This window comes from Ensifer sp. PDNC004 (assembly GCF_016919405.1).
Lineage (GTDB): Bacteria > Pseudomonadota > Alphaproteobacteria > Rhizobiales > Rhizobiaceae > Ensifer.
In genome coordinates, this window is record NZ_CP070353.1 from 2,080,443 (window position 1) to 2,107,204 (window position 26,762).

Annotated in this window: 25 protein-coding genes; 12 read left to right on the forward strand and 13 right to left on the reverse strand. The window is 63.7% G+C overall.

Annotated elements, in window-relative coordinates:
• Window positions 1-32: 32 nt before the first annotated feature.
• The 5 genes from JVX98_RS18365 to hisS all read right to left on the reverse strand — a co-directional run bounded on the left by JVX98_RS18365 (window position 33) and on the right by hisS (window position 5,550).
• A complete protein-coding gene (locus JVX98_RS18365; RefSeq protein WP_205237033.1) occupies window positions 33-1,256 on the reverse strand; it encodes an NAD(P)/FAD-dependent oxidoreductase in 1,224 nt (407 codons plus the stop codon).
• A gap of 87 nt (window positions 1,257-1,343) precedes the next feature.
• Window positions 1,344-2,051 carry a glutathione binding-like protein gene (locus JVX98_RS18370; protein WP_205237034.1) on the reverse strand — a complete coding sequence of 236 codons (708 nt, stop codon included), beginning with the start codon at window positions 2,049-2,051 and terminating at the stop codon, window positions 1,344-1,346.
• 147 nt (window positions 2,052-2,198) lie between these two features.
• A complete protein-coding gene (hisG, locus tag JVX98_RS18375; RefSeq protein ID WP_192447686.1) occupies window positions 2,199-2,894 on the reverse strand; it encodes an ATP phosphoribosyltransferase in 696 nt (231 codons plus the stop codon).
• Entirely contained in the window at window positions 2,891-4,033 is a 1,143-nt protein-coding gene (locus JVX98_RS18380) for an ATP phosphoribosyltransferase regulatory subunit (protein WP_205237035.1), read from the reverse strand. Before JVX98_RS18380 ends, hisG begins: the two co-directional genes overlap by 4 nt.
• Window positions 4,034-4,038: 5 nt before the next feature.
• Window positions 4,039-5,550, reverse strand: a complete 1,512-nt coding sequence (gene hisS, locus JVX98_RS18385; protein WP_205237036.1) for a histidine--tRNA ligase — start codon at window positions 5,548-5,550, stop codon at window positions 4,039-4,041.
• A 438-nt stretch (window positions 5,551-5,988) separates the two neighbouring features.
• Between hisS and JVX98_RS18390 the strand changes: the two genes are divergently transcribed.
• Window positions 5,989-6,417: a hypothetical protein gene (locus JVX98_RS18390; RefSeq protein WP_205237037.1), complete on the forward strand. Its 429-nt coding sequence runs from the start codon at window positions 5,989-5,991 to the stop codon at window positions 6,415-6,417.
• A gap of 108 nt (window positions 6,418-6,525) precedes the next feature.
• A complete protein-coding gene (locus JVX98_RS18395) occupies window positions 6,526-6,912 on the forward strand; it encodes a DUF305 domain-containing protein (protein WP_205237038.1) in 387 nt (128 codons plus the stop codon).
• Between the two features lie 60 nt (window positions 6,913-6,972).
• Here the strand turns inward: JVX98_RS18395 and JVX98_RS18400 are convergent, their stop codons facing one another.
• Window positions 6,973-7,617, reverse strand: coding sequence for a DNA-3-methyladenine glycosylase I (locus JVX98_RS18400; protein ID WP_205237039.1), 645 nt, complete (start codon window positions 7,615-7,617; stop codon window positions 6,973-6,975).
• A 256-nt stretch (window positions 7,618-7,873) separates the two neighbouring features.
• Here JVX98_RS18400 and JVX98_RS18405 point away from each other — a divergent pair, with 256 nt between their 5' ends.
• Both JVX98_RS18405 and JVX98_RS18410 read left to right on the forward strand, forming a co-directional pair.
• Window positions 7,874-8,647, forward strand: coding sequence for a L,D-transpeptidase (locus tag JVX98_RS18405; protein WP_043618346.1), 774 nt, complete (start codon window positions 7,874-7,876; stop codon window positions 8,645-8,647).
• A gap of 191 nt (window positions 8,648-8,838) precedes the next feature.
• Window positions 8,839-9,534: a L,D-transpeptidase gene (locus JVX98_RS18410; protein ID WP_192447699.1), complete on the forward strand. Its 696-nt coding sequence runs from the start codon at window positions 8,839-8,841 to the stop codon at window positions 9,532-9,534.
• A gap of 65 nt (window positions 9,535-9,599) precedes the next feature.
• Here JVX98_RS18410 and glcF read toward each other — a convergent pair whose 3' ends face one another.
• From glcF to JVX98_RS18430, 4 genes are all read right to left on the reverse strand, one after another.
• Window positions 9,600-10,895 (reverse strand): glycolate oxidase subunit GlcF, encoded by a 1,296-nt coding sequence (gene glcF / locus JVX98_RS18415; RefSeq protein WP_205237040.1) that lies wholly within the window; start codon window positions 10,893-10,895, stop codon window positions 9,600-9,602.
• Between the two features lie 111 nt (window positions 10,896-11,006).
• On the reverse strand, window positions 11,007-11,387 hold the full coding sequence (locus JVX98_RS18420) for a hypothetical protein (RefSeq protein ID WP_205237041.1): 381 nt from the start codon (window positions 11,385-11,387) through the stop codon (window positions 11,007-11,009).
• 31 nt (window positions 11,388-11,418) lie between these two features.
• The gene (gene glcE / locus JVX98_RS18425) at window positions 11,419-12,630 is read right to left on the reverse strand and encodes a glycolate oxidase subunit GlcE (RefSeq protein WP_205237042.1); all 1,212 of its coding nucleotides are present in this window, start codon (window positions 12,628-12,630) and stop codon (window positions 11,419-11,421) included.
• Complete coding sequence (locus JVX98_RS18430) at window positions 12,627-14,066, reverse strand: FAD-linked oxidase C-terminal domain-containing protein (RefSeq protein ID WP_205237043.1); 1,440 nt, start codon at window positions 14,064-14,066, stop codon at window positions 12,627-12,629. Before JVX98_RS18430 ends, glcE begins: the two co-directional genes overlap by 4 nt.
• Window positions 14,067-14,172: 106 nt before the next feature.
• Between JVX98_RS18430 and JVX98_RS18435 the strand changes: the two genes are divergently transcribed.
• Window positions 14,173-15,069 carry a LysR family transcriptional regulator gene (locus JVX98_RS18435; protein WP_043618328.1) on the forward strand — a complete coding sequence of 299 codons (897 nt, stop codon included), beginning with the start codon at window positions 14,173-14,175 and terminating at the stop codon, window positions 15,067-15,069.
• Window positions 15,070-15,248: 179 nt separating this feature from the next.
• Here the strand turns inward: JVX98_RS18435 and JVX98_RS18440 are convergent, their stop codons facing one another.
• Entirely contained in the window at window positions 15,249-16,523 is a 1,275-nt protein-coding gene (locus tag JVX98_RS18440) for a DUF3422 family protein (RefSeq protein WP_192447709.1), read from the reverse strand.
• Between the two features lie 287 nt (window positions 16,524-16,810).
• On the opposite strand from JVX98_RS18440, the gene JVX98_RS18445 reads away from it, so the two are divergent.
• The 6 genes from JVX98_RS18445 (at window position 16,811) to JVX98_RS18470 (ending at window position 23,385) form a co-directional block, all read left to right on the forward strand.
• Window positions 16,811-17,599, forward strand: coding sequence for a FadR/GntR family transcriptional regulator (locus tag JVX98_RS18445; protein WP_205237044.1), 789 nt, complete (start codon window positions 16,811-16,813; stop codon window positions 17,597-17,599).
• A 312-nt stretch (window positions 17,600-17,911) separates the two neighbouring features.
• On the forward strand, window positions 17,912-18,418 hold the full coding sequence (locus JVX98_RS18450; protein WP_205237045.1) for an NUDIX hydrolase: 507 nt from the start codon (window positions 17,912-17,914) through the stop codon (window positions 18,416-18,418).
• A 139-nt stretch (window positions 18,419-18,557) separates the two neighbouring features.
• Entirely contained in the window at window positions 18,558-20,063 is a 1,506-nt protein-coding gene (locus JVX98_RS18455) for an inorganic phosphate transporter (protein WP_192447715.1), read from the forward strand.
• Window positions 20,064-20,074: 11 nt separating this feature from the next.
• Complete coding sequence (locus tag JVX98_RS18460; RefSeq protein ID WP_192447717.1) at window positions 20,075-20,812, forward strand: 16S rRNA (uracil(1498)-N(3))-methyltransferase; 738 nt, start codon at window positions 20,075-20,077, stop codon at window positions 20,810-20,812.
• A 243-nt stretch (window positions 20,813-21,055) separates the two neighbouring features.
• The gene (locus JVX98_RS18465) at window positions 21,056-22,429 is read left to right on the forward strand and encodes a glutamate--cysteine ligase (RefSeq protein WP_205237046.1); all 1,374 of its coding nucleotides are present in this window, start codon (window positions 21,056-21,058) and stop codon (window positions 22,427-22,429) included.
• Window positions 22,430-22,554: 125 nt separating this feature from the next.
• Complete coding sequence (locus JVX98_RS18470) at window positions 22,555-23,385, forward strand: DUF937 domain-containing protein (protein WP_205237047.1); 831 nt, start codon at window positions 22,555-22,557, stop codon at window positions 23,383-23,385.
• 307 nt (window positions 23,386-23,692) lie between these two features.
• Here JVX98_RS18470 and JVX98_RS18475 read toward each other — a convergent pair whose 3' ends face one another.
• Entirely contained in the window at window positions 23,693-23,989 is a 297-nt protein-coding gene (locus JVX98_RS18475) for a DUF1127 domain-containing protein (RefSeq protein WP_192447723.1), read from the reverse strand.
• A 207-nt stretch (window positions 23,990-24,196) separates the two neighbouring features.
• Here JVX98_RS18475 and JVX98_RS18480 point away from each other — a divergent pair, with 207 nt between their 5' ends.
• On the forward strand, window positions 24,197-25,147 hold the full coding sequence (locus tag JVX98_RS18480; protein ID WP_043618309.1) for a LysR substrate-binding domain-containing protein: 951 nt from the start codon (window positions 24,197-24,199) through the stop codon (window positions 25,145-25,147).
• 95 nt (window positions 25,148-25,242) lie between these two features.
• Here the strand turns inward: JVX98_RS18480 and katA are convergent, their stop codons facing one another.
• Window positions 25,243-26,727 carry a catalase KatA gene (katA, locus tag JVX98_RS18485; RefSeq protein ID WP_205237048.1) on the reverse strand — a complete coding sequence of 495 codons (1,485 nt, stop codon included), beginning with the start codon at window positions 26,725-26,727 and terminating at the stop codon, window positions 25,243-25,245.
• Between the last annotated feature and the right edge of the window lie 35 nt (window positions 26,728-26,762).

Below are 26,762 nucleotides of genomic sequence, written 5' to 3' on the forward strand. Positions count from 1 at the left end.
GCAAAAGGCGCTGCCTGGCGTGGTTTCGCCGCCTATGCTTGCGACAGCAGCGCCTTGAGGTCGGATTGCGGATCGGCGATGACGGCCCGGTCGGGGTTGACGCCGGTCTCCAGCATCTTCTTGCCCGTCACATAGGCCTTGGCGTCGTTGATCGCATCGACGGCCACCAGGCGCCCCTGCCGGAAATACCAGACCGACACGCTGCCTTCGCGCTGGCCGGGCCTGACGATCGTTTCGTCGTGGCCGAGCCCGAAGCCGGCGATCTGCAGCTTGACGTCATACTGGTCGGACCAGAACCAGGGCTTGGGCTCGTAAGGGGCGTCGCTGCCGGCAAGGATCGCGGCGACCGCTTCGGCCTGATCCACGGCATTCTGTACCGACTCCAGCCGGATGCGCAGGTCCTCGAAGGGCAGAACGGCGCAATCGCCCATCGCGAAGATCGCCGGATCTAAGGTGCGGCCGTGTGCGTCGACGACGATGCCGTTTGCGGTTTCGAGCCCGGCATCATGCGCCAGGCGATCATTGGCGGTCACGCCGATGCCGACGATGACGACGTCGACCGGCAACGCGGAGCCGTCGGAGAGTTCCGCTGCGGTGACACGGCCATTGTCGCCGACGAGGCGGTTGAGACCGGTACCCTCGCGAATATCGACGCCGCGACCCCGATGAATGTCGCGCACGAGCCCCGACGTCGCCGATGAGGCAACACGCTGCAGGATGCGGTCGGCCATTTCGATGACCGTGACGTCGAGCCCGCAGGTGCGCGCGACGGCTGCCGCTTCAAGACCGATGTAACCGCCGCCGATGACAAGCGCGCGACGGCCGGGCTTCATCTCCTCGGCGAGGCGATCGGCGTCCCTGAAGTCACGAACGACGAAGACACCCTCGAGATCGCCACCGACAGAGGCAGGCAGCCGGCGCGGCGTGGCGCCGGTGGCAAAGGCCAGCACCTCATAGTCGAGCGACGTGCCGTCGCTGAGCGACACGCGCTTGCCGGCCCGGTCCAGGCCTGTCACGGTCGTTTCGAGGCGCACGTCGACAGCGTGCTCGCCGTACCAGGATTCCGGCCGGTAGAGCAGCCGGTCGAGGCTCATCTCGCGCAGGAGATACTTTTTGGAGAGCGGCGGGCGCTGGTAAGGCAGGCTTGCTTCGGAGGCGACGATGGTAATCGGCCGCTCGTCCTTCAGTGCACGGAGCTTCGCAACCAGAGCAAAGGCGGCCTGACCGCCACCGACAACAACAAGCCTTCCGGACACGCTTCCCACCTGCCTTTATTCAACTGTACAACAAGGCCTAGCCTTCCGCCCGAGCTTCGTCAACTCTGGCACAGACCACGCCGTTTGCTATTCCTTGCGCGGCACATCCATGCCCTTTTGAGCCGCCGGGCGCGACAGGCCGCGCTCCACCCAGGCCATCACCTTCGGGAAGCTCTTGTAATCCAGAACCTCGGCGCCGCCATAGAATCTGCGCGCGCCTTCGACCCAGGGATAGGTGGCGATGTCGGCGATCGTGTAGTCGTCGCCCATCAGCCATTGCCGCCCTTCAAGGCGGGTTTCGAGCACGCCGAGCAGCCGCTTGGCTTCGTCACGGTAGCGCTCGACGGGGTAGGAATTGTTGGCGACCTTGTCGGCGGCGAACTTGAAGAAGTGACCGAACTGGCCGAACATCGGGCCGACGCCGCCCATCTGGAACATCACCCAGGCGATCGTTTCGTAACGGCCGGCCGCGTCGGCAGGCAGCAGCTTGCCGGTCTTTTCCGCGAGATAGATGAGGATCGCGCCGGACTCGAACAGCCCGATCGGCTTTCCATCCGGGCCGTTGGGATCGATGATCGCCGGGATGCGTCCGTTGGGGTTGAGCGAGACGAACTCGGGCGACTTCTGGTCGTTGGTATCGAAGGTGATGCGGTGCGGCTCGTAGGGCAGGCCCAACTCTTCGAGCGCGATCGAAACCTTCACGCCGTTCGGCGTCGGCAGCGAATAGAGCTGGATGATGTCAGGGTTTTTCGCCGGCCAGCGCTTGGTGATCGGAAAGGCGGACAGATCGGCCATGAAGGTCTCCTGGAACGGAACAGCGGGAAACGGCAGGAACGCCGCGCGCAGGACTTACATAGGAGTGGAGGGCGCGCCTTTTGAGGGCCCTACTTTATTTTTGTAACCGGCGGGATCGTGAGATCCCGCCCTGCCCCGCTTGCAGCGTCAAAGCACGCTACGAACGGCCGCGATAATTCGTGCCACGACCGGATCACCGTCGTGGGCGGCCTTGCGCGCCCGAACGAGGCAAGCCTCTGAACGCAGGATCACGCCGTCCGTCAGGATCTTCAGGTGGTTTGCCTTCAGCGTCGAACCGGTCGAGGTGATGTCGACGATGATGTCGGCCGAACCGGAGGCCGGCGCGCCTTCGGTGGCGCCAAGGCTCTCGACGATGCGGTAGAGCTGGATGCCGTGGCTGCCGGAGAAATGGTTTTGCGTTAGCCGCCAGTACTTGGTGGCGATCGCCAGACGCCGGCCGTGGCGGGCACGGAAATCGGCGGCCACGTCACCGAGATCGGCCATGGTGTCGACGTCGTACCAGATCTCCGGAACAGCGACGACGACATCGGCATGGCCGAAGCCGAGGCGGGCGCAGAATTCGACGCGGGCGTCGGCATTGGCAAGCCCCTCGCGCACCAGGTCTTCGCCGGTGACGCCGAAATCGATCGAGCCGTTGCCGAGTTCGCGCGAGATTTCCGACGCCGAAAGGAACGCGATCTCAACGTCGTCGGCGCCTTCGACGCGGCCGCGATAGGAGCGGTCGTTACCGACGGCAACGATCTTCAGGCCGGCGCGTTCGAAGATCGCCGAGGCGTCATCCTTCATCCGCCCCTTGGACGGCAGCGCGATGGTGATGGTCATTGAGCGCCTCCTTCAGAGGCAATCGCCTTTTCGATGCGGTCGAGCCAGAGCGAGAAGCCAACGGCCGGGATGTGCTCGCGGGCGCCAAGTAGGGTCAGCAGCCGGTCGAAGCGGCCACCGCCGGCAAGAACGGCATGCGTGCCGGCAAGCTCGACCTCGAAAACAAGGCCAGTGTAATAGTCGAGCGGGCGACCGAAGGCCGCGCGATAGCGAATGGCGCCGATGTCGGCACCGGTCTTGGAAAGTGCGGACACACGGGCATCGAAGCGGGTGAGCGCATCATCGATCTTCAGGCCGGATTTCTGCGCGAAAGCGAAGAGTGCAGCCGGCGCATCGGCAAGCGGCACGTCGAGCGCCAGGAACGCAGCGACATGGTCCAGCGTCTTGCGGTCGAGTCGCGTGTTCGCCAGCTCCATCTTTTCCTTCAGCCGGCGCGCGATGTCCTCAGGCGAGCGGCTGGCATTGGTCGAATAGCCGGTCGCTTCCATCGTTGCGGCAACATGCGCGACGAGACGCTCCTCGTCCTCGAGCAGGCCGTCCATCGACAGCCGCACGACTTCGGGGCCGAAGACGCCGACGGTCCGCGGATGGGCAAGCTCGGTCAGAAGCTTCTGCAGGTGCTTCTGGTCGCCGAAGGCGTGGATCAACCGCTTCTGCCATCCGGCCGGCAGGCCACAGGCGCCGACGACGGCTTCAAACACGGCCTGGTCGCCAAGCGTGACGCTGAGAGACTGCCCCGGCACCCGGTTGGCGACGATGCGCATCGCGTCAGAGACGGCGCGCGCATCGGCTGCCGCCGTGTCGGTATCGCCCAGATCCTCGATGCCGGCCTGGTAGAATTCGTTGCCGCCTTCGCGGCGCTGGCGGAAGACCTCGCCGAGATAGGCATAGCGCTTCGGCGTTCCGGTGACCGCCTCGATATGGCGGAGACAGACGGGGATGGTGAATTCCGGCCGCAGGCACAGGCTCTCGCCGGTCTCGCTCTCGGTCATGAAGATACGGCGGCGCAGATCCTCGCCGGCCATGGCGAGGAAAGGCTCGGCCGGCTGGATCACCGGGGTGTCGACACGCAGCGTGCCGAGGCTTTCGAAGTCGGCAAGCAGCGCATCGGCAAAAGCAGGCAGATTGATAAGGGCCATGACCGTCAGCCCCTTGCCCGATCCTCGGCCTGCGCCGCCAGCATCTCGCGCACCTTCTCGACCAGTTCGGCCGTCTGTACGGAAACCTGAGCCACGCGCGCCTCGCGCCAGGCCGCATTGTCCTCGATCTCACCGGACAGGCGCTTGCCCTCGATCAGATCCTTGATCTGCACGACACCGGCGGCGCGCTCGTCGCCGCCCTGGATGATGGCAAGCGGCGAGCCACGGCGGTCGGCATATTTCAGCTGGTCGCCAAAGTTCTTCTTGTTGCCCTGGTACATTTCGGCGCGGATGCCGGCATGGCGCAGCTGCTGCACGAAGCGCTGATAGTGGCCCATCGCCTCGATATCGCGGTCCATCACACAGACGACAACAGGCGCGAGCACGTCCGAGGCACCGAGCTTGCCGAGGTTCTTCAGCGCGGTCATCAGGCGGGAAACACCGATCGAGAAGCCGGTTGCCGGTACGGGCTGGCCCATGAAGCGCGACACGAGGCCGTCGTAACGACCGCCACCGCCGACCGAGCCAAAGACGACCTTCTCACCCTTCTCATTGGTGACGGCAAACTGCAGCTCGGCCTCGAAGACCGGGCCGGTGTAATATTCGAGACCACGCACGACCGAGGGGTCTATCTTGATACGGTCGGCCTCGTAGCCGGCACTAACGACCAGGCTGCGGATCGTGTTGAGTTCCTGGACGCCCTCGCCACCCCTGGCAGTGCCTGAAACGAGCGCTGCCAGTTCGTCTGCGCTTTCGGCATAATTCTGGATACCGACGAAGAACAGGACCTTGTCGATCTGCTCGCCGTTAAGCCCGGCACCCTTGGTGAAGTCGCCGCTTTCGTCCCTGCGGCCTTCGCCGAGCAACAAACGCACGCCTTCGGGGCCGAACTTGTCGAGCTTGTCGATGGCGCGCAGCACCGTCAGGCGGGCATTGACCTTGTCGTCGCCGCCAAGACCGATCGCTTCCATGACGCCGTCGAGTACCTTGCGGTTGTTGACGCGGATCACGTAGTCGCCGCGTGCGATACCGAGGGCTTCCATGGTGTCGGCCATCATCATGCACATTTCGGCATCCGCCTGGACGCCGGCAGCACCGACGGTGTCGGCATCGAACTGCATGAACTGGCGGAAGCGGCCGGGACCGGGCTTCTCGTTGCGGAAGACGTAACCGGCACGGTAGGTGCGGAACGGCAGCTGGATTTCGTTGAAATTCTCGGCGACGTGACGGGCGAGCGGCGCCGTCAGGTCGTAGCGCAGCGACAGCCACTGGTCGTCGTCGTCCGTCAGCGAGAAGACGCCCTCGTTCGGCCGGTCGCTGTCAGGCAGGAACTTGCCGAGCGCATCGGTGTATTCGAACAGCGGCGTTTCGACCGGATCGAAACCATAATGCTCGTAGACTGCTCTGATCTTGCCGATCATTTCGTCGGTCGCGCGGATATCTGCAGCGGAGCGATCGACGAAGCCGCGCGGAAGACGCGCCTTGAGCTTCTGCGGTTTCTTCTGTTTCTCGGTCATGGGAGCATTCCGGACTGTCACGTGTTGGCTGCTTTCCCTATCGGATCAGTCGAGGTGCGGCAAGGGTTTGGACCGCGCAAAGCGTTCGCCCGGACCATACGCCGGCGCTTTGCGCCCGAGCCAGGCAACGGTCGGCTTCGCATCATCGGGATCGACAAGCACCATCGCGACGCGCCGGGGAGGACTTGACCTCAACCACAAGGCGTATTAGACGGCATGCAATCACTAAAAGTTTATCGCCCGACCGATCGACGACGTTCCGGCCGCACCGGTGATCGGCTATCTTCGCGGCCAAGGGCCGAGTACCCACAAACGACTTCTCGCTGCAATGACTGCATCGGGGAAACACTTCAATGGCAAACAACGCATCGAAGCGCCTTGCGGCATGGCGGTCTCTGGCACGAGCCATCACGTCCGCGCGGCGAGAGGAAGGGCATCATGTTGAGGTTCATGACACCTGGCTCGGGAGCCATCCAACCCGGGCATCTCGGGACGCACTTGGCCTGGATCGACCACCTCGATGAAAGCGACTATTTCGTCGAGACATGGCGCTGCGATCTGGCCAGCGGCGTCTTTCACCTCGGCCAGCGAACCGCCGCCCTGCTCGGCGCTTCCACCCGCTCCTGCGGCATCGTCGACCTGGTGCGCGCCTATGGCGACCGGGATCGCGCGACCGTGCTCAATATTCTCGAACAGGCAACCGCATCGCCGTCTTCATTCTGCTTCACGGCACTCGTGCGCTTGCCAAACTTGAAGGCGGCACAGCTCTTCTGCGTCGGTCGGTCGTCGCTCGACGCGTCCACCGGTGAAAACACACTGCAGGGCATTTTCGCCTTTCCACGCGAGCGCCCGGCGCTTGACGCCTGAACGGACGGGTTGAAACTGCAGACACCCCTTCCCTAGATTGATGGAGTGCCAGGATGCCGGCCACGGCCGGTCTCTTGGCGCGGGACATCAGATAAGGAAGGAAACACCATGTCGCTGAAACCGCTGATCGCCGCCTTCGCGCTTTCCGCCTGCCTCGGCTTTCCCGCGCTGGCCGAGGAGTCCGGACACGGCAACATGCACCATGGCGCGACCGAAGCCGCGGCGCCGAAGGGCGACAGTTCGCCTTCGAGCAAGGCCTTCGCCGAAGCCAATGCCCGCATGCACAAGGACATGGACATCACCTATACCGGCAAGGCGGATGTCGACTTCGTGCGCGGCATGATCGCCCATCACCAAGGCGCGATCGACATGGCGAAGGTCGAACTCGAATACGGCAAGGACGAAACGCTGCGCAAGCTCGCCGAAGAGGTCATCAAGGCGCAGGAAGGCGAGATCAAGACGATGAAGGCGTGGCTCGCCAAAAACGACGGCTGATCCCGCAATCCCACTGCCATCGGCAAAAACCAGTCGCCAAACGGACGACGGGCGCACGCGTCAGGCGACGCGAGCCCGGGGCCTTGCAAGCTTGCCGCGCAGCTCCTCGACGACCGTGCGGCAATGACAGCCTTCGATGTGGTCGTTGACGAGGCCCATGGCCTGCATGAAAGCGTAGATCGTCGTCGGGCCGACGAAGGTCCAGCCGCGCTTTTTCAGATCCTTGGAGATGCGGGTCGAGGTCGGGGTCGTCGGATTGGCGACGATCGCCTCATAGGTCACCACCTGCGGACGCTCGGCCGCCTGCGGCTCAAACGACCAGAAATACGCGGCCAACGACCCGAACTCGTGCCTCAGCTCCTGGGCGCGGCGCGCATTGTTGATGGTCGAGACAATCTTGCCGCGATGACGCACGATGCCGGTATCGGCAAGGCAACGCTCGATTTCCGCATCGCCGAAGGTTGCGACCGCGTCGAAATCGAAACCGGCAAAGGCGGCGCGGAACGCCTCGCGCTTGCGCAGGATCGTCAGCCACGACAGGCCGGACTGGAAACCTTCTAGACAGATTTTCTCGAACAGGCGGCGGTCATCGGTGACCGGGCGCCCCCATTCCTCGTCATGGTAGCGACGATAATCGTCGAGATTACCCTGCCAGGCACAGCGCAGAAATCCGTCCTCACCGATCACAATGCCCTTGGCCGTCATCGCCCTCTTTGCTCCATCCTGCTCATTTTTATGCCTTTACCATTTGCAAACCAGATTCCTAAAGCCGCGGATAACCCTACCCAAAGCTTTATCGGCGCCTTCGCCTTTTAACGAGGTACCGTTTACCATTCGGTCGCCCTCCAAATGACACGATCGCCCCCATTGCCAAGGCGCAACCCGTCCGTTCGAGCATTCCGCTCTCGGGCAGACTGCGCCCCCTTCAGTGATTTTCGGCGAAAGGTAGCGAGTCCGTCCGATGTTGAAAAAGTCTCTTCTTATAGCCGCCTCTCTTCTGACACTGGTGGCCGGCCCGGCCGCGGCACAGGACCGGTATCAGAACAGGCCGCCTGTCGTCGTCAGCCCTGATCTTACCGCCCCCTGGGTGATGCAGCTCGGCGGGCAGCAGCCCCGGGCGCGGCAGGTGATCTACCGGCAGCAGATTCCGCAGGCCACCCGAAAACAATACTATCAGCAGGGACAGGCCGCGCAGCCTCAGGTCAAGCGCCGCGTCGTCAATCCGCTGCTTCAGCCGGCCAACGCCACTCGCGCCCAGCGGCCGGTGAAATCGAAGTTCGACCCGCAGTACCTGCCGCAGACGGTTGCCTATGAGAGCAAGGAGAAGCCGGGCACAATCGTCATCGATACCAACAACCGCTTCCTCTATCTGGTGACCGGCAACGGCGAGGCACGGCGCTATGGCGTCGGTGTCGGCAAGCCCGGCTTCGAATGGGCGGGCGCCCACAAGGTCACCCGCAAGGCGGAATGGCCGAGCTGGACGCCGCCGCAGGAGATGATTTCCCGCGAGGCGGCCAAGGGTCACTACCTGCCGGCGCGCATGGATGGCGGTCCGGAAAACCCGCTCGGCGCCCGCGCCATGTATCTCGGCTCGACGCTCTACCGCATTCACGGCACCAACGCGCCCTGGACGATCGGCTATGCTGTTTCCTCCGGCTGCATCCGCATGCGTAACGAAGACGTCGTCGACCTTTACGAGCGCGTCAAAGTCGGCACGAAGGTTATCGTCATTTAATTGCAGCACAGCATAGAATATTCCCCTCTCCTCACCCGTGTTGCTGTTGCCGATGCGTGATATTCAGGCAACAGCGGCATGAGGACAGGCAAGTTTTGTGATCACGTTTGACCTACCGGATGTATCGCGCGCTTGAACTTCGATGCATTTTGCATAGCCTGCCTGCAACGAGGGTTTAGAGGGAATCGTAAATGAAGCGTCATGCCAGCAAAGTGGTCGCAATCGCGATTGCGACCAGCACTATTCTTGTGGCCGCCAGCGCCTCGGCTTTCACGCCGGCGCCCGTAGCAGGCCCCAAGGTCAAGTCGTCAGACGTTGTACTCGTGGCCACTCCGAAGAAGCCGGCAAAACAATACTGGCGCACCAAGGTTCGCTTCCGCACCGATGAAGCCCCCGGCACGATCATCGTCGATACCAACAACAAGTTTCTCTACTACATCGACGGCCCGAACCGCGCGACGCGCTACGGCATCGGCGTCGGCCGTGACGGCTTCGGCTGGTCGGGTGTGGTGAAGGTTGGCCGCAAGGCCGAATGGCCGACCTGGACGCCGCCGGCGGAAATGCGCCGCCGCGAAGCCGCCAAGGGCCGCATTCTGCCGATCACCCAGGAGGGCGGCATCGACAACCCGCTCGGCGCCCGCGCCATGTATCTCTACAAGGGCGGCCGCGACACCATCTTCCGTATCCACGGCACCAACCAGCCCTGGACCATCGGCCAGAACATGTCGTCCGGCTGCATCCGCATGATGAACGAGGACGTGGAGCATCTCTACGACCGCGCCGACGTCGGCACCAAGGTCATCGTCATCGGCCCCGGCAGCAAGGCCGGCGACACCTATTTCGACGATCGCGGCGTCGATATCTTCCGCCAGATCTTTGGCGGCTGATTACGCCGAGACCTCCACCCAACAAAAAGGCCGGCTCCCGAAAGGTGCCGGCCTTTTTCTTTGTCTCAGAGCCCTTGAGGCTTCGCGCCGCCATAGGCCCAGTCGAGCAATTCGACCGTATGCAGGATGGGGATTTTCGTGCCGCTGGCGATCTGCGTGATGCAACCGATGTTGCCGGTCGCAATCGCGTCCGGCTTCGTCGCCTCGATATTCTTGACCTTGCGCGCCTTCAGCTTCGCCGAGATTTCCGGCTGCAGGATGTTGTAGGTGCCGGCCGAACCGCAACAGAGATGCCCCTCGGCCGGATCGCGCACGGCGAACCCGGCGCGCTTCAGAAGCTGCTTCGGCGCAAGCGTGATCTTCTGCCCGTGCTGCATCGAGCAGGCGGAATGATAGGCGAGCGTCATGCCGCGCGCCTCCTGCTCCGGCAGGTCGAGGGTCGCCAGGTATTCGGTAATGTCCTTTGCCAGTGCCGAGACCCGGGCGGCCTTCTCAGCATAGGCAGGATCGAGCCGCAGCATGTGACCGTAGTCCTTGATCGTCGTTCCGCAGCCCGAAGCTGTGATGACGATGGCATCGAGCCCGCCCTCGTCGGCGACCTTGAGCCAGGCATCGACGTTGCGGCGCGCGGCGTCGAGCGCCTGGTTTTCCCGCCCCATGTGATGCACCAGCGCGCCGCAGCAACCTTCGCCGGCCGAAACGACCACCTCGATGCCGAACCGCGTCAGCAGCCGGATCGTCGCCTCGTTGATCTCCGGTTTCAGCACCGGCTGGGCGCAGCCGGAGAGAAGCGCCACGCGGCCGACACGCTTGTCCTTGGGCGCATGAACGCCGGGCGTCGCCGATGCCGAGGGCTCAGGCACGGCCGCCGGCGCCAGGTCGAGCATCACCCCGAAGGTCTTCAGGAAGGCGACGCGCTTCATCAGGCCGGCGAGCGGCCGGGCGAGGCCGGCCGCTTTCAGCGACAGCCGGAAGCGCTGGGGATAGGGCAGGACGGCTGCGAGCACGGAACGCGCCAGCCGATCCTTGAACGGGCGCCGATAGGTGTTTTCGATATGCACGCGCGCATGGTCGACGAGGTGCATGTAGTCGACGCCCGAGGGACAGGTGGTGGTGCAGGCGAGGCAAGACAGACAGCGGTCGATATGGGTGACCGTTTCCTTGTCGGCCGCCCGGCCGTTTTCGAGCATGTCCTTAATGAGATAGATGCGCCCACGCGGGCTATCGAGCTCGTCGCCGAGCGTCACATAGGTCGGACAGGTCGCGGTGCAGAAGCCGCAATGCACGCACTTGCGCAGAATGGCCTCGGATTCGGCCACGTGCGGATCGGCGAGCTGCGCGGCGGTAAAATTGGTCTGCAAGTGCGAACTCCACTCTTCGTCCTGCGGAACCGGGCGCTTGGCGCCGCGGTCGATTGCAACATTCTGATTTCAGCTTCCGTCGACTTGGCCGGTCCCCGGTTGCATGCCGGCCTAAACCATCCAGCCCTCGGGATTGGTGATCGGCTCCTCCCGCGCGGCCCTTTGCAGGCCGACGACGCAGCGCACGACGATCCAGACGGCGGTGGCGATGAAGCCGAGGATGCCGACAAGCACCACCGTCAGCAACAGCGAGATCAACAGGAACAGCAGCGATATCCAGAAGGTCCGGATCGCCCAGACATAGTGCGTCTGGACCCAGGGCGCGCCCTTGCCGCGGTTGAGATAGGCCATGACGACGCCGATGACCGGAGTGATGCCCACCGCAAACCCGACGAGATAGAGGACATAGATCACCTGGACATTGATCTTGCCCGGCTCCAGCCAGCGATCGGTCTCCCGGGAGAACGGTGTCTGCGGACCATCATCGCTCATTCTTGTCTCTCCTGTTCCCTCGCGGAGGCGCTTAGGAATTGGCGGCCATGCGGCCGGGATTGAAGATGCGGTGCGGGTCGAACTTCGCGCGCACGCGCTCGCTCAACTGTGCCACGGGCAAGGGCTGCGGTTCAAACGATGGAATGGCCTGGCGGTAACTATCATCGGCCCTGACGAGGGTCGCGTGGCCGCCACCGAGAACCTTGATGTAGCGGCGCACCAGTTCCGCTTCCGGATCGGCCTCCATGCGCAACCACACGAGACCGCCCTGCCAGTCGTAGAAGGCGTCGACGCCGGTCTGCAGCCGCAGGGCAGCCACCAGCTGATGGCCGAGCGACGGGGCGACGGACACGCGCCAGAGCGGCCTCCTGGTACCGTCGGCATAGGGTTTGACGTCGCGGATGTCAGTCCAGAGCTTTGCTGTCTGCGATGAATCGAGCCGCGTCACTGCGCCGAAGCGGCCGACCGCCTTCGTCAGCTTCTCGGCCCTGATGGCAACGGATGCCTCGAGCCCTTCGAGGCGCAGCACGGTGGCCGCACCATCCGGAAGGCTGCCATCCAGGAACCGTCCGCGCACGCTCTCCGGCAGATGCGCCGCGCCGGAAACCTCTGTCGTCTGCGCCATCGCCTCGGCCATGACCGCCGCGGCCTCCGCATCGTTCAGCCCGGAGACGACGATGGTCTGCGACGCCGGCGGCAGCGGCAGGACGCGGAAGGTGACTTCGGTGAGGATGCCAAGCGTGCCGTGCGAGCCGGCCAGAAGCTTGACCAGATCGAGGCCGGTGACGTTCTTCATCACCCGTCCGCCGGCCTTGATCGCCTCACCCTCGCCGTTAACGAAGCGAATGCCGAGCAGGCTGTCGCGGGCCGCACCGGCGACATAGCGCCTGGGACCGGACGCATTGGCGGCAAAGACCCCACCGATCGTCGGCTCCCCCGAGGAGGCAAAGATCGGCCGGTGATCGATCGGTTCGAAAGCGAGCATCTGCCGGTTTTCGGCGAGCGCCTCGTTGATCTCGCGCAACGGCGTTCCGGCAAGCGCGGTGATCGTCATTTCGGCCGGGTTGTAGCTGACGATGCCGGACAAACGGCGGGTCGACAGCACCCGGTCGGCGCGCACCGGATTGCCGAGACCGGAGCGCGTGTTGCCGCCGATTACCGCGAGCGACGCCTTGTCCGCCGCCATGGCGCGAACGACGGTCGCAATCCCCTCTTCACTGGCCGGTTCGAAATGCACGATCATGCGGCGGGACGCCCTTTAAGCGGGAAGACCTTGGACGGGTTCAGGATCCATTGCGGATCGAAGGCGGCGCGCGCCGCCATCTGCTGGTCGAGGTCAATCTGGTTGTACTGGTGCAGCATGAGATCCCGTTTTTCGATACCGACGCCGTGCTCGCCCGTCAGGCAGCCGCCCGCATCGACGCAAAGCTTCAGGATATCGTGACCGGCGGCTTCGGCGCGCGCCGCATCCTCCGGATCGTTGATGTTGTAGAGGATCAGCGGATGCATGTTGCCGTCGCCGGCGTGGAAGACATTGGCGACGCGCAGGCCATAGCTTGCAACGATCTCGCCGGTGCGGGCGAGCACATGCGACAGCTGGCTGAGCGGCACGGTGCCATCCATGCAGATATAGTCGGCGATGCGGCCGGTGGCGCCGAAGGCGGATTTCCGGCCCTTCCAGATCGCGGCCGCTTCCATGGCCGACTGGCATTCCTTGATGGTCGCAACCCCGTGGCGGCGCGCAACGGCGACGATGCTTGCGAGCACGGCATCCATCTCCGGCTCGGAGCCTTCCACCTCGACGATTAAAAGCGCCTCGACATCGAGCGGGTAGCCGGCATGGGCGAAGGCTTCGCAGATCTCGATCGCCGGCTTGTCCATGAACTCGATGGCGACCGGGATGATGCCGGAACCGATGACGTCGGCGACGCAGGCACCGGCCGCTTCCGAAGACGAGAAGCCGAAGAGCACCGGGCGGGCTCCCTCCGGCTTGGCGATCAGCCGCACCGTCGCCTCGGTGACGATGCCGAGCTGGCCTTCCGAGCCGCAGACGAGGCCGAGCAGATCGTAGCCCGCCGCATCCAGCGCCTTGCCGCCGAGTTCGACGACGGTGCCATCGAACAGCACCATCTTCACGCCGAGCAGATTGTTGGTGGTGACGCCATATTTCAGGCAATGGGCGCCGCCGGAGTTCATGCCGATATTGCCGCCGATCGTGCAGGCGAGCTGCGAGCTCGGATCGGGCGCATAGAAGAAGCCGTCAGCGGAGACCGCCTCGGAAATGTTGAGGTTGGTGACGCCCGCCTGAACGGTCGCCGTGCGGTTGAAGAGATCGACATCGAGGATGCGCGACATCTTCGAGAGGCCGATGACGACCGCATCCTCCTGCGGGATGGCGCCGCCCGAAAGCGAGGTGCCGGCACCGCGCGGCACGACCGGAACGCCGTAGCGGCTGCAATATTTCAGAAGAGCCGCCACCTGTTCGGTGGTTTCCGGCAAGGCGACCGCCAGCGGCATGCGGCGATAGGCGATGAAGGCATCGGTCTCGAACGGCTTCAGTCCGCGCTCGTCGCTGATCAGACAGCCCTCGGGCAAGAGGTCCGAGAGGTCGGCGACAATCTCGCGACGCCGGGCGATAACCTCTAGTTTCGGCTGCAGAAAACCGATTGTCTCCGCCATCAGCTCCTCCCGCCGCGTATCGATTGGTTCATTTTCTTTACCACTAGGACAGAGGCCTCGCAAATGCTATTGAGCTTTTCCGTTTTGGAAACAATGGCAACGATTGATGACGAATTTAGGCGATCTTGAGATTTTTGCACGGGTCGTTTCCACCGGCAGTATGTCGGCAGCGGGGCGGGCGCTGGGGTTTTCCCCAGCTGTGATCTCCAAGCGCATCAAGAGACTCGAAGACCGGCTCGGAACGCGCCTGCTGCAGCGCACGACACGCCAGATTTCGCTGACGGAAGCCGGCCAGGGGTTTTACGACCGGGTGCTCGGCATCCTGACCGGCATCGAGGAGGCTGAAGCCTACGCCTCGGGCCGCTCGTCGCATGCGCTCGGGGTGCTGCGGATATCGGCGCCCACTTCCTTCGGCCGCATGCACATCGCGCCGCATCTGACGACGTTCATGAAGGACCACCCGGATCTGAAGCTGCATATCGTGCTGACGGACGAATTCACCGACATCGTCGCGGAAGGCTTCGACATGGCGGTTCGGATCGGCGAACTGGTGGATTCGTCGCTGGTCGCCCGCAAGCTTGCCCCCGTGCGCCGCCTGCTCTGCGCCTCGCCGGACTACATCGCCCGCAACGGCGCACCGAAAGAGATCGGCGACCTCGCCAGCCATCTCTGCCTGCCGGCGCACAACAACGACAACTGGAAACTCGAAGGGCCCGAGGGCGCGCTGGTCTGGCACCCGGAAGGGCCGCTCGTCACCAACTCCTCGGAGATCGTGCGCGCCGCCGTCATCGCCGGCGCCGGCATTGCACTGCGCTCGACCTGGGATATCGGCCCGGAATTGCGCAGCGGCCAGCTGGTGCAGGTATTGCCGCAATGGGAAGGCTCGAAGCAGCTGACGCTCTCGGCAGTCTACCCGAGCCGGCAGTTCCTGCCGGCCAAGGTGCGCCTGTTCATCGACTATCTCGCCGAACTCTACGGACCGATCCCCTACTGGGAACAGTAGCCGGACCGGGCTGGATTTTTTTGTTTTCCGCAATTCCGGACGCAAAACCGCTGCGCACTTTTGCTGGAATTGCCTGCCTCTCGCAATTCCGGACGCAAAACCGCTGCGCACTTTTGCTGGAATTGCCTGCCTCTCGCAATTCCGGACGCAAAACCGCTGCGCACTTTTGCTGGAATTGCTTACTTGTGCTCGCTGTCCTCGTGGTGCCGCCGGATGCGGCGCACGATCAACCAGACGCCGGCGACAGCGAAGGGCACGGCAAGCCCGGTCAGCAGACCGGGATCGATCGGCAGTTCGTGGCTGACCGCCTTGGCGAGATAGCCGAACAGCCCGACGACGTAATAGGAAATGGCGGCAACCGACAGACCTTCGACCGTCTGCTGCAGGCGCAACTGCAGTCTGGCGCGCCGGTCCATCGAGTTCAAAAGCGCGCTGTTCTGCCGCTCCAGCTCGACATCGACCCAGCTTCGAAGCAGCGCTGTCGCGCGGGCGAGCTTGCGCGACAGGTTGGCCTGACGCTCCTCGACCGACTGGCAGGTGCGCATCGCCGGCGCGAGGCGGCGCTCAAGGAAGGTGCCGACGGTCTCGTAGCCCGGCACGGGTGTTTCGGCGAGCGTGCGGATGCGCTCCTGAACGATGCCGTAATAGGCGCGGCTGGCGCCGAAGCGATAGAGGCTGAGCGCGGCACCGGCCTCGAGATCGGCCGCGAGCCGGGTGATCTCGGCCAGCATGTCGTCGGCCTCTTCGCGCACGTTTTCCTTCATGCGCTGCGTTATCGCCGTCAATCCGTCCTCGGTCCGGCGGATTTCCGGCGAGAGCGCCTGCGCAAGCGGCAGGCCCATCATCGCCAGCGTGCGGTAGGTCTCGATATCGAGCAGGCGTTGGACGAGCGCGCCGGTGCCGGCTTCGGTCATGCCGCAATCGATCACCAGGATCTGCGTCAGGCCGTCGCCGTTCTGGCGGAAGTCGGTCACGATCACCGCCTGGCCGTTCTTGGTCTCGCTAAAACAGAGGCTCGTCGGATCGAAGAGCTTGATCGCCTCGCGGGTTTCGGGCGTATCCGGCCGGATCTCCAGGCGGATTCCGGAGATCAGCGAGCCTGGCGGCGAAAAGCCGTCGCCGAAGGGATGGATCGGCACCTCGCCGCCGAACTGCTCCGGCGCCGGCGCATCCCAGAAATAGGTCGAAAACTCCGTATGCCGCTCCCAGCGCAACGTGCCCTGCCCCCACGGCATGGCATGGTGGTTGGCGTCACGTCCCGGCGGCGCGATACCGCGCGCTCGCGTCAGCTCCGACAGAACGGCATGGTCGACGATCGAGCCGCCATCCGTCAGGAAGGCGAGTTGAAAGATCACCCGTGGCGTGGTCACCAGCGCGTAAGGGCGCGAATGAACCTCGCCCAAGGCGACGGCGCGCATCGGCGCCACTGGAAATGCAAAACTACCCTTTGCCATGAAGCGCCTTGTCCCCCTCACGCGTTCATCACGACTTCCTTATCAACGGAAAGAGCAAAAGAACAAAGGACGCATTGCCGCAGTTTGACTTTTGTCAGTCGCATCCCATCGGACACAGCCAAGTGGACAATCAAATTGACCACTTGCCGCGACCTGCCTAGATTGCGGCGCTGATGGGAGGAGCGCCGAGCATCGACGCTCTTCCACCGCCCTTGCCGCATTGCAAACCGACCATCCGCGATTTCGGACGAAACCCGGCCGAAATCCTCGTGGTCTGGAGACCAGACGTGACCGAAGACCAGATCGACCTTTTCGCCCGTATCAGCCACAGCCGCACGGCGGACGAGGTCGTGCAGCAAATCGAACTTCTGATCCTCGAGGGTGTATTGCGCGACGGCGACCGCTTGCCCGGCGAGCGGGAGCTCTCCAAGCGCTTCGACGTCTCGCGGCCGATCTTGCGCGAGGCGCTGAAGGAACTCGAAGGGCGCGGCCTCGTTGAAAGCCGCCACGGCGGCGGCACCTTCGTCGCCGACGTCGTCGGGCAGATCTTTTCCAGGCCGCTGATCGATCTCATCGCGCGCCATCACAAGGCGACCCAGGACTACCTCGAATACCGGCGCGAGCTCGAGGGTCTGACCGCGGAACTGGCGGCGACCCGCGCGACCGATTACGACCGGGACATCCTGACACGGATCATCGAGCGCATGCGCAAGGCGCACGCCGCCGGTGATTTCGATGCCGAACTCGAAGCCGACATCGAACTGCATCAGGCGATCGGCGAAAGCGCCCATAACATCATTCTCCTGCACACGCTGCGCGCCTGCTACCGTCTGCTGCAGCAAGGCATCTTCTTCCATCGCAATTCGGTGTTCGATGCGCCGGGCGCGCGCGACCGGCTTCTCGTCCAGCACGAAGCGATCTACGAGGCGATCATGGCAAGGGATCCGGCGAAGGCGAAAGCCGCCTCGCAGAACCATATCGACTTCGTCGCCGCCGCCACCCGCGAGGCGGAACGCACCGGAGAATGGAACCGCATCGCCCGGCTGCGCATGCAGCAGCGCGACCGCGCGAACTGATGGATCGGCCTACGCCACCCTCGGCTCCGCCTCCGCAGCTGCCTCCCCGGGGCGGAACCGATCGCCCTTGTGATCTCGGACCGTTCCAGCCCGCAACCAATCGTGATCGGAAGACAACGTATGGCTGTCGGTCGGTTTGTAAACTTGCCGCGAAAACACCATATCCTGTCGTATCCGGACCACAGTTCTGCGGAAAGCAAGCGGCATATCCGGCTGCCGAATGACCGCGACATTTACACGCTACAGGACGCTGCCATACTGGCCGGCAAAGCAACTGAGATCACTGATTCGCCGAGAGGAGCACAGACGACCTTGAACTTCTTGAACAGGCTCGCATCCGATGTCCAATTGATGCTGCGTCGACCGGCGCGCATGCAGTACGCCGCGCTCTGCTATCGGATCCGCAAGAAGACCAAGGCTCTCGAAATCCTCCTGATCACCAGCCGCGATACGGGCCGCTGGGTCATCCCCAAGGGATGGCCGATGCAGGGCAAGCGCGCCCACGAAGTGGCCGAGCGCGAAGCCTACGAGGAGGCCGGCGTCAAGGGGCATGTGCAGAAGGCGACCGCCGGGTACTATCTCTATCAGAAACGCATGGACCACGGCCTGAAGATTTCGGTCAAGGTGCAGGTCCACGCGCTGGAAGTCGACGACCTCTGCAAGCACTTCCCCGAGGAAGGGCGCCGGCAGCTCGAATGGGTCGACTACAGGGAAGCAGCCTCACGGGTTGCCGAACCGTCGTTGAAAGATCTCATCCTCGCCTTCGGCGAGCGCATGGAGAGCGCGTCAACGCCGATCCCGAAGGCCGTGAACGGCTAATCTCTCCGTCCGTCCCCCGAGGACATTCAAAGCCTCCCGACACGGGTTCCCGGCCTGCGCCACACGGATGTCCATCAAATCCACTTGAATGCGTGTCGCAGTGGCCTTAGTGGCCGTTGTGACAATGGAGTTTCCGGCAGTGGCCAAGCCGCGCACGCACCTCGCAAAACAGACGATCGATAAAGACCTCGACAAGTTCAGCCTTGCCGAAGAAGCCTCGCAGCATGTCAAGCGCAGCCTGGCGGCGCCCGCGCTCGCCGGGCTATTCCTGCTGTTGAGCATGGCCTTTGCCGCGAGCTTCGTGACGAGTTCAGCAACCGCGCCGATCATCATCGCGGCTGCCGCCATCGCCGGCTACATGGCCATGAACATCGGCGCCAACGACGTGACCAACAACGTCGGTGCGGCCGTCGGCGCCAAGGCGATGTCGATGGCAACGGCACTCACCATCGCCGCCATTTTCGAAATCGCCGGGGCTCTGCTTGCCGGGCGGCAGGTCTCGCTGACGATCGAGGCCGGCATCGTCTACGGCGAAGACGTGCTCGGCGCGCAGACGATCGTCTGGATCATGATGGCGGCCCTCGCCTCCTCGGCGGCGTGGATCAACATCGCCACCTATTCCGGAGCGCCGGTTTCGACCACGCATTCGGTCATCGGCGGCATCGTCGGCGCCGGCATCGCGGCCGCCGGCTTCTCCAGCGTGCAATGGTGGTCGCTTGCCGGCATTACGCTCAGCTGGTCGGTCTCACCGCTACTCGGCGGCGCAATCGCCGCCGCCTTCCTCGCCTTCCTCAAGGAATTCATCATCTACCGCGAGGACAAGATCGCCGCGGCCAGGCAATGGATGCCGGTCATCCTCGGCGTGACCGCCGGCTGCTTCACGGCCTATCTCGCGGTGATCGCCCTGGTTCAGGTGGCAGCGATAAGCATGCCCGTGGGCCTTGCCGCCGGCGTCGTTGCGGGTTTCGCGGTCTATCTGCAGGCAAAGCCGTGGATCGTCAGGCAATCGGAAGGGCTCGACAACCGCAACCAGTCGCTGCGCCGGCTCTTCCGCCTGCCATTGATCGTGGCCGCCGCGCTGCTCTCCTTCGCCCACGGCGCCAACGACGTCTCCAACGCCATCGGGCCGTTGTCAGCGATCGTCTCGGCGCTCGACGGCGTCGTCACCACGGACAAGTCGCCTGCCCCCTTATGGGAACTGGCGATCGGCGCGCTCGGCATTTCGATCGGTCTTTTGCTCTACGGCCCGAAGCTCATCCGCGTCGTCGGCCAGGAGATCACCAAGCTCAACCCGATGCGCGCCTTCTGCGTCGCGCTTGCCACCGCCGTCACCGTGCTTCTGGCATCCGCGCTCGGCCTGCCGATCAGCTCGACCCACACGGCCGTCGGCGCTGTCTTCGGCGTCGGCTTCTTCCGCGAATGGTACATCCGCAATTCCAAGCGGCGCCTGGAGTATGTCCGACAGAAAACGGGACAGGCCGACTTCATGGAATCGGCCGAAACGAACTTCGCCGAAGTTCGGCGCCGGCGGCTCGTGCGCCGCTCGCATTTCCTCACCATTATCGGCGCCTGGGTCATCACCGTCCCGGCATCGGCGGCCCTGTCGGCCGTGCTTTATTTCATCCTCTCCGGCATTTTCACCTGAAGGTCCTCTCGATGCGCGCCAATTTTCGCATGCAGCGACTGTTCGTCGAACACTCCTTGAGCGCCGGCTCGGCGCACGAGGCGACCAAGGAGCAGTTCAACTACCTGGTGAACGTGCTGCGCTACGAAGAGGGCACCTCGATCCTGGTCTTCAACGGGCGCGATGGCGAATGGCGGGCCGAGCTTTCCTTCGCAGCCAAGAAGCGGCTGGTGCTCACCCCCGTCGAGCAGACGCGCCCGCAGCCTAAGCCTTGCGACCTCGTCTACCTCTTTGCCCCGCTCAAGGTCGGGCGGCTCGACTATCTCGTGCAGAAGGCTGTCGAAATGGGCAGCGGCACCTTGCAGCCGGTCATGACGCAGCACGTGCAGGGCAAGCTCGGCAACATCGAGCGCGTTCGCGCCAATGTCATCGAAGCCGCCGAGCAATGCGGCGTGCTCGGCATTCCCGATGTCGCGGAGCCGCGCCGGCTCGAAGACCTGCTCGCCACCTGGCCGGGCGACCGGCGCATCATCTTCTGCGACGAAGGCAGCGACAGCCAGAATCCGCTGCCGATCCTCTCCAGCATCAAGGAAGAGAAGCTCGCACTTCTGATTGGCCCGGAAGGCGGTTTCTCGGAAACAGAGCGCACACTGTTGCACAGCCTCGATTTCGTGACCGCCATTCCGCTTGGGCCCCGCATCCTCAGGGCCGACACGGCAGCGGTCGCCGCCATGGCGGTCATCCAGGCCACTGTCGGCGACTGGCGATAGCCGGTCGCTGCCAAGCAAATCGGACGCCGCTCGCTCCCCTAGAAGAAGGCGATCACTGCGACAAGGCAGAGTTGGGTCAACAAACCCCATTTCCGCGGTGCTTGCTCCAGAGCAAGCAAATGTCCTAGTTTTTTTGATGAGATCTTGAAAGAAATTGACTTGCACCGCACCTGATAACGGTTCAAGCAGCCTCCATCATCTCCCGCTAACCTGCGGGAGCCGCCCAAACAAAAGAAGACGCTCATGGCCCGAGATACCACCGACCAGACGCCGGTAACCTCTGTCGCTGACCTGACCGCCTACCTGGCCGAAGGTTCGAAACCGGAGGAGCGGTTCCGGATCGGCACGGAGCACGAAAAGTTCGCCTTCTTTAAGGCGGATAACAGCCCTGTCCCCTATTTCGGCGAGGCCAGCATCCAGGCGCTTCTGAACGGCATGGCGGCGAAGAGCGGCTGGGAACCGATCATCGACGAAGGCAACATCATCGGCCTTGCCGAGCAATCGGGCAACGGCGCGATCTCGCTGGAACCGGGTGGACAGTTCGAGCTTTCCGGCGCGCCGCTCGAAAACCTGCACCAAACCTGCAAGGAATCGAACCAGCATCTGGCGGTCCTGCGCGAAGTCGCCGAGCCGCTCGGCATCCGTTTCCTCGGCATCGGCGGCAGCCCCAAGTGGACCTTCGAAGAAACGCCGCGCATGCCGAAATCGCGCTACGGCATCATGAGCCGCTACATGCCCAAGGTCGGCACCAAGGGCCTCGACATGATGTACCGCACCTGCACCATCCAAGTGAACCTCGACTTCTCCTCGGAAGAGGACATGCGCCGCAAGATGCAGGTGTCCCTGAAGCTGCAGCCGCTCTCGACGGCGCTGTTTGCCAGCTCGCCCTTTACCGATGGCAAGCCGAACGGGCTGCTCTCCTGGCGCGGCGACATCTGGCGCGACACCGACAACCAGCGCGCCGGCCTGCTTCCGTCTGCTTTCCGCCCGGATTTCGGCTTTGCCGACTACGTTGAGTGGGCGCTGGACGTGCCGATGTACTTCGTCGTGCGCGACGGCCACTACCACGATTGCACCCATATCACCTTCCGCCAGTTCATGGGCGGCGCGCTCAAGGGCGAGGTCGCCGACTGGCAGCCGAACATGGGCGACTGGACCAACCATCTGTCGACGCTGTTCCCCGACGTGCGCCTGAAGCGCTTCCTCGAAATGCGCGGCGCGGATGGCGGCCCGTGGCGGCGGATCTGCGCGCTGCCGGCCTTCTGGGTCGGCCTGCTCTACGACGGCGAAGCACTCGACGCCGCCGAGGCACTGACGCGTGACTGGACGCTCGAAGAGGTGAGCGCCATGCGCAACGCCGTGCCGGCGCAGGCGCTTGCCGCCAAGTTCCGCAGCGGCAGCCTCTACGACATCGCGCGCGAGGTCATCGCCATTTCGCGTGGCGGCCTGAAGCGCCGCAACCGGCTGAACGGCGACGGTATCGACGAAAGCCAGTTCCTGGCGCCGCTCGACGAGGTGCTGGCCAAGAAGGCGACGCTCGCGGAAGACCTTTTGGCGCTCTACAATGGTCGCTGGAACGGCTCCGTCGATCCGGTCTTCGCCGAATACCAGTACTAAGGCCCACACGGGCGCGCGACGCCTGTCGCGCCCCTTCAAAAAGCGGTTCCCAGGCCCCGATTTCCCGTTATAGTGCAAGGATATGCGTCGCTTAAAGCGCCGCGCGTCCATAAAGGGGAACTGGGATGGCACCGCTTTTCGACATGTTCGCGCAGGCACAGAACGGCAAGGCCATCGAGTTGATGGCGCAACAGTTCGGCATCGCCCAGGAGCAGATGACGAAGGCGACGGCGGCACTGCTGCCGGCCTTCTCCGCCGCCTTCAAGCGCAACACCGCCAACCCCTATGACTTCGGCGCCCTGCTGACCGCGCTTGGCAGCGGCAACTACGCCAAATACTTCGAAGACATGAGCCAGGCCTTTACGCCGCAGGGCATGGCCGACGGCAACGGCGTTCTCGGACAACTGTTCGGCTCGAAGGAAATGTCGCGCGCGATCGCCGCGCAGGCGGCCCAGGTCACCGGCATCAGCCAGGAAATCTACAAGCAGATGCTGCCTGTCATGGCCGATACGCTGATGGGCGGGCTGTTCAAGCAGACGACCGGCCAGTTTGCCGCCGCAAGCGGTGCCTTTGCCAACAATCCGATGGCAACCGCGATGCGGCAATGGATGGAAGCGGCCGGTTTCGCCAAGAAGGCGGAACCGCAGCCGAACCCGTTCGACAATCCCTTCACCCAGGCAATGCAGGGTTTCTTCGGCATGGCTCCGAAAAAGGAAGAGAAGCCGAAGACAGCTGACGTCTTTGCCGACAACCCCTTCGTCAAGGCATTTCAGGACATGATGCAGGCGGGTGCCGCCGGCGCGCAGAAGCCGGCACCCGACAATCCGGCGCTGGCCCAATTCTCCCAGGTGATGAACAGCATGTTCGACACCGGGCTGGAGATGCAGAAGGAATACCAGAAGAACGTCGAGGCGCTGTTCGACCTCTACAAGGCCGGCCCCGGCACAAAGGGCTGAGGCCACCCCTCCCCGACGAAAGACATCCCGCGCCTCCATCGGACACAGCGATCGCCTGCGCGGCGTCAGCGCGTTGTCTCTAATAGCTTCGGAAAGAAAAAGGCCCGGTACATGTCTTGGTCATGCACCGGGCCAAGCGGCAGGGTCTATTGGCTCTACCCTGCGGGGAACGTTTGGGCACGCGACCCTTGAGGTCAGCAGCGCCGAAACTCTGAAATTCGCAGCATGACCCGCGGCGGCGGCAGGCTTTCGCGGATCATGCTCGACTGGCACATCTCAAGCGGCGGGATGCGCCATTGGGGTACGTTCAGTCGTGGCGGGCCCCTTTGTAGAAGAGGCTCGCCCGGTTTCGCGACGCGCGGGTCAGGTAGCTGGCCGGATTGTCGAAGAAGGGCGAGGTGGTCGCCTCGCGCACATCTTCGCGTTTCAGCCCCATGTCGAGGAGCTGACGGTCATCCAGGTCATTCAGACGGCCGATCGCATAGCGGTTTCGGAGTTGCTGCCATACGGACGTGAGCATGCCTGTCACGCCGACGGCGCGGGAGGCATAGGAATGCTTTCCGGCAACGAGGTCGAGATCGAGGGCGTGCTGTGTCGTGCGCATGACAATTTCTCCTTTCAGGCACGAAGAAGCCCATCCCCTGCGGGGAGGTCGAACGCAGGGGCGGGCCAAAGAGTTTGGGATTCGCCGGCGAAATTGCCGGCCGGGGATCGATGAATTTGCTTCCGATAGATCGCAAATCCTTATTGATCAGTCCAACGAATGTTTTTAATGATATTCATCAAACAATCTTATGGATGCATCACGGCCATGTCCGCACCCCTTGATATCGATCAGCTCCAGACCTTTGTCGCGATCGCCGATACGGGCAGCTTCACCAAGGCGGCCGACCGGGTCTTCAAGACTCAATCCGCCGTTTCCATGCAGATGCGCCGCCTGGAAGAGCGCATCGGCAAGGCACTGTTCATGAAGGACGGCCGCGGCAACAGGCTGACGGTCGAAGGCGACCGGCTGCTCAATTTCGCACGCCGGATGATCCGCCTCAACAACGAGGCGATCGCCTCCTTCGACGACAACCGCCTCGAAGGCACGCTCCGGATCGGCACGCCCGACGACTATGCCGACCGCTACATGCCCGAGATCATCATGCGGTTTGCCAAGACGCATCCGAATGTCGAGCTGTACATCGTCTGCGAGCCCTCCGTGGACCTCGCCGAAAAGATGGCCAAGGGCGACCTCGACATCGCGCTCGTCACCCACAATCCGCGCGCCCGCGCGTCGGACGTGGTGCGAACCGAGCCGCTCTGCTGGGTGAGCTCGATCAACCATCCGCTGCCCGAGAACGCGCCGATCCCGCTAGCTGTCGGCCGGCGCGACTGTCTGTGGCGCCAGGCGGCCTGCGCCGCACTCGACGCAACGGGGAGGGAGTACCAGATCCTGTTCACCAGCTGGTCGTCGACGGTCGTCGCCGCCGCGGTGCTTGCGGGCATGGCCGTCTCCGTCCTACCGGAATCGGCGCTGCGGCCGGGCATGAAGGTCCTGACGCTTGCCGACGGCTTCCCGGCGCTCGCGCCGGTCCAGATCGGCATCATGAAGCGGCCGGGCCTGTCGCCCTCGCTTTCGAACGCGATCAGCAACCACATCACCGCCTGCCTGGACAACATCACGCCGATCAGCGCCAACGACGACCTCGAGGCCGATATCAAGGGCTTCCCGCGTTATCCGCGTCTCCGGCAGAGCCATATGCTGCCGGGCTGGTAAGAGCGGAACGCAGAGACAAGAAAGGCCACGCACCAAGCCGGTGCGTGGCCTTTTTCTTATCCGGAGATCGGCACGCGGCCGACCTCGCCACCGGTCTATTCGGCTGCCGCGCCGACAGCCTCCGCTTCGTAGCCATAAGCCGCGTGAAGCGCCGCGCGCACGCCGGCTTCATAGTCTGGATGGACCCGCTTGAAATGCGCAAGCTGGCGCTCGACGATCAGCCCCGGCACGCCGCGCATCGCCGCGGCGATGTTGGAGAACAGGCGCGCTTTCTGGCCGGCATCGAACAGGTTGAACAGCGCGCGCGGCTGGCTGTAGTCGTCGTTGCCTTCGCGGTGGTCAAAGCGAGCCATGTCGCCGCTGATGCGCGGCGGCGGCTCCATCGCAGAGGGCTGCTCGACCGGGCCGTTGAACGAGTTCGGCTCGTAGTAGGCGTTGGAATTTCCGGTCTGGATGCCACCGAACGTGTTCATGTGGCCATCGCGGTGATAATGATGCACCGGGCATTTCGGCCTGTTCACCGGAATGTGCTCGTAATGCGTGCCGAGCCGATAGCGGTGGGCGTCGGCATAGGAGAACAGCCGCGCCTGCAGCATCTTGTCCGGCGAGAAGCCGATGCCGGGCACGATGTTGGACGGCGAGAAGGCGGCGTTCTCGACCTCGGCAAAATAGTTCTCCGGATTGCGGTTGAGCTCCAGCACGCCGACCTCGATCGGCGGATAGTCCGCATGCGGCCAGACCTTGGTGACATCGAAGGGATTGTAGGGGGTCTTTTCCGCCTCGAGCTCGGGCATGACCTGAACCTGAAGCGTCCAGCGCGGATAATTGCCCTCCTCGATCGCGCCATAGAGCGCTTCCTGGTAGCTTTCGCGCGTCCGACCGATCACATCAGCCGCCTCGGCATTGGTGTAGTGCTTGTGGCCGTGCTGGGTCTTGAAGTGGAACTTGACCCAGTAGCGCTCGCCGGCATCGTTCCAGAGCGAGAAGGTGTGCGAGCCGTAGCCGTTCATGTGCAGCGGCGAGACCGGACATCCGCGGTCGGACATCAGGATCGTGACCTGGTGCAGGCTTTCCGGCGACAACGACCAGAAGTCCCACATGGCGGTGGCCGAGCGCAGGTTGGTCTTCGGATGACGCTTCTGGGTGTGGATGAAATCCGGGAATTTGTAGGCATCGCGGACGAAGAAGATCGGCGTGTTGTTGCCGACGAGGTCCCAATTGCCCTCGGGCGTATAGAATTTCAGCGCAAAGCCGCGCACGTCGCGTTCGGCATCGGCGGCGCCAAGCTCACCGGCAACGGTGGAGAAGCGCGCCAGCATCGGCGTCTCGGCGCCCGGCTGCAGAACCTTGGCCTTGGTGTATTTCGAGATGTTGCCAGTGATCTTCAGCGTGCCATAGGCGCCCCAGCCCTTGGCATGCACGGCGCGCTCGGGGATGCGCTCGCGGTTTTGATGCGACAACTTCTCGATAAGCTGATAGTCCTGCATCATGACGCCGCCGCGCGGGCCGGCCGTCAGCGAATTCTGGTTGTCCGGCACCGGGGCTCCGGCACTCGTCGTCAATATGGGTCGATCAGACATCGCGTCCTCCTGTCAAAGGGTTTCGCGTCCGGGCG

Coding starts and splice junctions, on each gene's coding strand:
- JVX98_RS18370 (WP_205237034.1), bottom strand. CDS start 2,051: ATGGCCGATCTGTCCGCCTTTCCGATCACCAAGCGCTGGCCGGCGAAA.
- hisG (WP_192447686.1), bottom strand. CDS start 2,894: ATGACCATCACCATCGCGCTGCCGTCCAAGGGGCGGATGAAGGATGAC.
- JVX98_RS18380 (WP_205237035.1), bottom strand. CDS start 4,033: ATGGCCCTTATCAATCTGCCTGCTTTTGCCGATGCGCTGCTTGCCGAC.
- hisS (WP_205237036.1), bottom strand. CDS start 5,550: ATGACCGAGAAACAGAAGAAACCGCAGAAGCTCAAGGCGCGTCTTCCG.
- JVX98_RS18390 (WP_205237037.1), top strand. CDS start 5,989: ATGTTGAGGTTCATGACACCTGGCTCGGGAGCCATCCAACCCGGGCAT.
- JVX98_RS18395 (WP_205237038.1), top strand. CDS start 6,526: ATGTCGCTGAAACCGCTGATCGCCGCCTTCGCGCTTTCCGCCTGCCTC.
- JVX98_RS18400 (WP_205237039.1), bottom strand. CDS start 7,617: ATGACGGCCAAGGGCATTGTGATCGGTGAGGACGGATTTCTGCGCTGT.
- JVX98_RS18405 (WP_043618346.1), top strand. CDS start 7,874: ATGTTGAAAAAGTCTCTTCTTATAGCCGCCTCTCTTCTGACACTGGTG.
- JVX98_RS18410 (WP_192447699.1), top strand. CDS start 8,839: ATGAAGCGTCATGCCAGCAAAGTGGTCGCAATCGCGATTGCGACCAGC.
- JVX98_RS18420 (WP_205237041.1), bottom strand. CDS start 11,387: ATGAGCGATGATGGTCCGCAGACACCGTTCTCCCGGGAGACCGATCGC.
- glcE (WP_205237042.1), bottom strand. CDS start 12,630: ATGATCGTGCATTTCGAACCGGCCAGTGAAGAGGGGATTGCGACCGTC.
- JVX98_RS18430 (WP_205237043.1), bottom strand. CDS start 14,066: ATGGCGGAGACAATCGGTTTTCTGCAGCCGAAACTAGAGGTTATCGCC.
- JVX98_RS18435 (WP_043618328.1), top strand. CDS start 14,173: ATGACGAATTTAGGCGATCTTGAGATTTTTGCACGGGTCGTTTCCACC.
- JVX98_RS18440 (WP_192447709.1), bottom strand. CDS start 16,523: ATGGCAAAGGGTAGTTTTGCATTTCCAGTGGCGCCGATGCGCGCCGTC.
- JVX98_RS18460 (WP_192447717.1), top strand. CDS start 20,075: ATGCGCGCCAATTTTCGCATGCAGCGACTGTTCGTCGAACACTCCTTG.
- JVX98_RS18465 (WP_205237046.1), top strand. CDS start 21,056: ATGGCCCGAGATACCACCGACCAGACGCCGGTAACCTCTGTCGCTGAC.
- JVX98_RS18470 (WP_205237047.1), top strand. CDS start 22,555: ATGGCACCGCTTTTCGACATGTTCGCGCAGGCACAGAACGGCAAGGCC.
- JVX98_RS18475 (WP_192447723.1), bottom strand. CDS start 23,989: ATGCGCACGACACAGCACGCCCTCGATCTCGACCTCGTTGCCGGAAAG.
- JVX98_RS18480 (WP_043618309.1), top strand. CDS start 24,197: ATGTCCGCACCCCTTGATATCGATCAGCTCCAGACCTTTGTCGCGATC.
- katA (WP_205237048.1), bottom strand. CDS start 26,727: ATGTCTGATCGACCCATATTGACGACGAGTGCCGGAGCCCCGGTGCCG.